5 protein-coding genes and 2 pseudogenes are annotated in these 4,076 nt (G+C 65.9%); all 7 read right to left on the reverse strand.

Annotation, left to right across the window (positions count from 1 at the left end):
* Positions 1–496: response regulator transcription factor (locus tag AB7O82_RS34450; RefSeq protein ID WP_428621469.1), on the reverse strand; the 496-nt coding region annotated here is incomplete at its 3' end.
* 2 nt (positions 497–498) lie between these two features.
* The gene (locus AB7O82_RS34455; RefSeq protein ID WP_428621471.1) at positions 499–876 is read right to left on the reverse strand and encodes a response regulator; all 378 of its coding nucleotides are present in this window, start codon (positions 874–876) and stop codon (positions 499–501) included.
* Positions 873–1,520: a response regulator transcription factor gene (locus AB7O82_RS34460; RefSeq protein ID WP_428621474.1), complete on the reverse strand. Its 648-nt coding sequence runs from the start codon at positions 1,518–1,520 to the stop codon at positions 873–875. The genes AB7O82_RS34455 and AB7O82_RS34460 overlap by 4 nt, the downstream gene beginning before the upstream one ends.
* Positions 1,517–1,927: a sensor histidine kinase gene (locus AB7O82_RS34465; RefSeq protein ID WP_428621476.1), complete on the reverse strand. Its 411-nt coding sequence runs from the start codon at positions 1,925–1,927 to the stop codon at positions 1,517–1,519. Before AB7O82_RS34465 ends, AB7O82_RS34460 begins: the two co-directional genes overlap by 4 nt.
* A 75-nt stretch (positions 1,928–2,002) precedes the next feature.
* Positions 2,003–2,176: pseudogene (locus AB7O82_RS34470) on the reverse strand (histidine kinase dimerization/phospho-acceptor domain-containing protein); the annotation flags it as partial.
* A gap of 18 nt (positions 2,177–2,194) precedes the next feature.
* Positions 2,195–3,529: pseudogene (locus tag AB7O82_RS34475) on the reverse strand (MASE1 domain-containing protein); the annotation flags it as partial.
* 251 nt (positions 3,530–3,780) lie between these two features.
* Positions 3,781–3,987, reverse strand: coding sequence for a hypothetical protein (locus AB7O82_RS34480; RefSeq protein WP_428621472.1), 207 nt, complete (start codon positions 3,985–3,987; stop codon positions 3,781–3,783).
* Positions 3,988–4,076 lie beyond the last annotated feature (89 nt).

A 4,076-nucleotide genomic window follows, 5' to 3' on the forward strand; every position in this document is an offset into this window, starting at 1 on the left:
GCGGCGTCAGCCTCTCGAGGCGTTCGACGGCGCGCTTGATGATGGCGGCTTGCACCCGCCGTGCCGCGTCCATCGCGATGCCGGCGTTCACGGCATCGATCAGCGCCTGGTCGCGGACGGGCTTGGTGAGGAAGTCCACGGCGCCGGCCTTCATCGCCTGGACACTCATGGGAATGTCGCCATGCCCGGTGAGGAAGATGATCGGCTTGGGGTTGCCGCTGCTGGCCAGATGGCGCTGCAGGTCGAGGCCGCTTGCGCCCGGCATGCGCACATCGAGGATCAGGCAACCAGGGCGGTCCAGGACGCTAGCGTCGAGCAGTTCGCGGGTCGAGGCGAAGCTGCGCGGCCGGAGCCCTGCCGACAGGATCAACTCGGACAGAGCCTCCCGAACCGATGCATCGTCATCGATGATGACGACGAGCGGCTCATCCTCGTCCTTCTTCCCCGGCGATGACGGCAACGCCGATTTCCGCTGAAGCGGCGGGTCAACTTTCATGCTCACCTTCCACTGTCCCGGTTGCGCAAGGCGTCGCCGACGGCCGCAAGAAGGCGCTTCACGTCGAAGGGCTTGCGGAAGAAGCCGCTGACGCCCTGCACGCGGCCCTGGTCGGCAATCTCGTGACGGCCGGTGATCAGGAACACCGGCAGATCGGGGCGTGCTTTCCGCACCAGGTCGCGGAGCTCCAGACCGTTGGTGCCCGGCATTCCGATATCGGTGATGAGCAGGTCCACGCCCGACAATCCGCCGGCGAGCAGCGGTCCGGCCGACGGGAAGCTCCGCGCGACGTAGCCCGCGGACTCCAAAAGGTCCTCCAGCGACTCGAGCACCCGCGGATCGTCGTCGACTACTGCTACGACGGGTCTACGCTTGATCACGCTCGGTGCCCTCCTGCTCGGCGCGAGTGCCTGATCGGTATTTCCAGTCTCTCCGCGATCCGCACGAGATCGGCGAGCGAGGCCGCCGCCATCTTCTGCATCACGTTCCTTCTATGAATCTCCAGCGTCACCTCGCTGATCCCCAGCTCGGCGGCTGCCTGCTTGTTGAGCAGGCCGCTGACGACCAGAGGCAGCACCTCGCGTTCGCGCGGCGTCAGCTCGAGATAGCGCTGCTTCAGCGTGCCGAGTTCGGCACGCTGCGATCGGTTTTCCCTGTCCTGGGCGAGCGCCGCGCGGACAGCGGCCATGAGAGCCGGCTCGCTGAAAGGCTTGGTCAGGAAGTCCACCGCACCGCGCTTGATCGCCCGGACAGTGGACGGGATGTCGCCATGCCCGGTTATGAACACGATCGGCGGATGGTCGCCCTGCGCGATCTGCTTTTGCAGGTCGAGGCCGTTTATGTCCGGCAGCTCGACATCGAGGATGAGGCAGGCGGGGATATCCGGCTTCTTCGCGGCGACATAGTCGCCGGCCGAACCGAGCGCGACGGTGCGCAGGCCGTGCGACTCGAGGAGATCTCCCAGCGCCTCCCGAATGTGCACATCGTCATCGACGATGAACACGATATGATCGTCCGTGGTCATGCCGCGGCTTTCAAGGCAACCGGCAGGGCGAAGATGAACTTCGCACCGTGCGGTTCGTTCTTCTCCCCCCACAGCCGTCCGCCGTGCGATTCGACGATCGAGCGGCAGATCGCCAACCCCATGCCCATGCCGTGGTCCTTTGTCGTGAAGAACGATTCGAATATCCTGTCGGGGAACTCGACGCCCGGGCCGCGATCGCTGATCTCGGTCTGGATCGCGTCCGCCATTCGGCGCACGCGCAGGCCGAGAACCCGGGCACCCGCCGTGGACTCCATCGCTTCGATGGCGTTGCGCATGAGGTTGACCAGCACCTGTTGAATCTGGACCCGATCGAGCGTCATGAGCGGCAGATCGCTTTCGATGTCCGTTTCGATCCGGACATGGCGCCGCGCCGCCTCCTCGGCCATGAGACCCAGCGCCTCGGCGACAACGCCACTGAACGATGTGGAGTTCCTCGTGTCCGTGGACTGCCTGAACAGGGCGCGGATGCGGCTCACGACATCGGCGGCGGAGTTCGCGTCGCGGATGATGCGCTCCGCGGTGAGCTTCGCCCGTTCGACGTTCGCAGGATCGGCCGACAGCCAGCGGTGGCAGGCGTGGGAGTTGGCGACGATTGCGGCCAGCGGCTGGTTCACCTCGTGGGCGATGGAAGCCGAGAGCTCCGCGAGGCTCGTCGCCTGGCTCGCTCGTGCAAGCTTGTCGCGCGCCAGGCGCAGCTCTTCCTGCGCGCGAACCTCGCCATCGATGTCCAGGCAGATGACATTCCACTGCGCGATCGCACCTTCGGCGTCGCGCATCGCCGCCGCGCGCGTTTCGACCCATCGGTATTGTCCGTCGAAGCGCTGCTGGCGGTGCTTCAGCGCGTAGGCCTCGCCGGTGGCCAGGGAACGGGCGAACAGCGTGCTGACCGTGGCCACATCGTCGGGATGAATGATCGCCTCGAGGACGCTTTGGAGCGGCGACTGGCCGTCGACATCCTTGACGTCGAAGCCGATGAAGTCACGGAACTGCCGGCTGAAATAAATCGGCTTGCCGTCCGGAGCGGTGCACCAGACATGCGCGGGAAGCGTCTCCACGAGATCGCGCAGCGAGCGCTCGCTCTGGCGCAGGGTCACCACGGCCCGCTGGTGCTGGCGCGATACGACCGCCACGATGAGCGCCGAAAGCGCCGAGATGCCCAGGAAAAGCTGCAGCATGATGTGCTTTTCCCGCTGCGATGCGGGGTCGCCGGCAAAGCGGCTGGCGTCGGATAGGGTGAAGATCGCCGTGATCAGGGCGAGCAGGGCCAGGGTGACCGCTGCTCCCTTGAAGTCGAAGCGCACCGCGGCCCAGAGAAGCGGCGGCATGATGATGTAGGCGAAGGGCAGGGAGCCGCTCAACGACAGGGCGGCGACGCCGAGGAGGATCAGCCCCAGGACGCCTGCTTCGATCCATCGCGCCGGCGAGAGCACGCCCTCCCGGCGCCAGTTCTGGAGCACGACCAGCGCCAGGGGCGTCACGATCAGGATTCCGACGGCGTCTCCGATCCACCACAGTGGCCACGCCGTCGCGAAGGTTTGCGACTTTATGTCGAACCAGTCGAGTGTGGCAGCGCCAACGGTCGCGCTCAGGATCGGCGCCACGCCGGCGCCAAGCACGACGAAGAGGAGGACTTCCTGCAGGGTCTCCAGCCTGATCGGGTGCCCGCAGAACCGGTTCACGAGCCAGGCGCCGGCTGCTGCTTCGAGCGCGTTTCCGACATAGATCAGAAGGGCGGCCGGCAGCGGGCTGTGGAACCACAGGTACTGGCCGATCAGCTCGCCCAGGCAGCCCGCCAGCACCCACCAGGGCCAGCTGCGCGGGGAGGTGAGGATGAGCGTTGCCATCATGAGCCCGCCCGGAAGCCAGATGGAGATGTTGGTTCCGGGCGCGAGGCCGAGCGCCTTGGCGAAGGCGCAGCCGAGGACATAGGCCGCAACGATAAGCCCCAGGTGCAACAATCGGGGGCGGTGCGACCAGACTGATATCATCGGGTGCTCCTGCGGGGCAAAGAAGGTGCGGGATCGGCGCTTCGTGCAGCACCTGTCCGGAGCGGGCGATCTCACGTGCCAACCCTAGTCCCGCCAAGCGCCAGCCGCACCTCATGGAAACCCATAAGATCGGCGACCCGAGGCATAGGTGTTCCTGGCTTTCGGGATGATGCGGCCTGGACCGCGGGTGTGGAGAAAGGGCTGCGTCCCTGCGAGCATCTCAGGCGAGTCGCCATGAGCCACCGACGTCTTCACTGCACGGCAACGGGCTTCAAACCGACCGTCTCTGCCAATCTGCGCTGTCTGGAATCGAAAGTCAGAAAATGCCTGAACTCGAGCGTCGAGGCGCTTGCCACGTGCAGGATATCGAGCGTCCGGCACGCCAGACCCGGTGTTCGCCTGCGACTGATTTCGTCCGCCAGCCGCAGGGTCGCCCGCCACGAGATGTCGACCAGCACGACACGGCCGTGCCCCAAATCATCATCGAGGCCGCCAGCGCTGCTTTATGGTCCGACTCCGACAGAAATCCCCGTGCCAACGCAAGGCC

Origin of the sequence: Reyranella sp. (genome assembly GCF_050185545.1) — a bacterium.
Taxonomy (GTDB): domain Bacteria; phylum Pseudomonadota; class Alphaproteobacteria; order Reyranellales; family Reyranellaceae; genus Reyranella.

Coding starts and splice junctions, on each gene's coding strand:
- AB7O82_RS34460 (WP_428621474.1), bottom strand. CDS start 1,520: ATGACCACGGACGATCATATCGTGTTCATCGTCGATGACGATGTGCAC.
- AB7O82_RS34465 (WP_428621476.1), bottom strand. CDS start 1,927: ATGGCCGAGGAGGCGGCGCGGCGCCATGTCCGGATCGAAACGGACATC.